Source organism: Rheinheimera sediminis (assembly GCF_004005375.1).
Classification (GTDB): domain Bacteria; phylum Pseudomonadota; class Gammaproteobacteria; order Enterobacterales; family Alteromonadaceae; genus Pararheinheimera.
In genome coordinates this window covers 1-647 of sequence record NZ_RZUF01000080.1, presented here as the reverse complement: position 1 = coordinate 647, position 647 = coordinate 1, and the positions used below count along the sequence as shown (strand labels likewise).

Here is a 647-nt window from a genome sequence, read left to right as displayed (position 1 = left end):
GCCTGCGGTTCAGATTGACCTCAGAAAAAAATCATCGGCCTTGAACGTTAAAATAGTCCGCTTGCCAGCGTTGAGGATTGGTTTGAACATAGTTAGCTATATGCTGATAAGCCTCGTCATTACGAATCACATGGTCATAGTAGCCGCGCTGCCAAAGATGCGGAGTATTTTGACCAAATTCACCACGAATCGCTTTTTGGGATAAAGATTTAAAAGAGCCAACCACTGAGCCTAAGGTTGTACGTTTTTTCCCTGGCTCGTTGGATAGCGCGAGAATGGCATGAAAATGATTTGGCATTAGAACCCATGGATGCAGCTCTACAGCAGGAAAACGTTCTGGTACTTTTTGCCATTCCAGAGCTACAACGCAGCCAAGAGCATTGGTTTGCATCTGCTGGTCGACAATGTCACCGAAGAGCAAAAAACGCCTGTAACAACATAAAGTGATGAAGTAGAAACCGTTGTTACTGTAGTCAAAGTTTTTTAAACGGCCTGTGCGCCTTTGAGGTAATACAGAGTTCAGCATCCCCGCCCCCTGTGAAAATATTCTGCCTAAATGATCATGATTTAATTCACTCAGTTTAGTAGACGCTGGATACTCTCGACAGCAATTTAAATTGGTTCAATACCACAACCAAATCGTAGGG

1 protein-coding gene is annotated in these 647 nt (G+C 43.7%); it reads right to left on the bottom strand.

Annotated elements, in window-relative coordinates:
* Positions 1-31: 31 nt before the first annotated feature.
* On the bottom strand, positions 32-526 hold the full coding sequence (locus EMM73_RS19830; protein ID WP_127688484.1) for a transposase: 495 nt from the start codon (positions 524-526) through the stop codon (positions 32-34).
* Positions 527-647 lie beyond the last annotated feature (121 nt).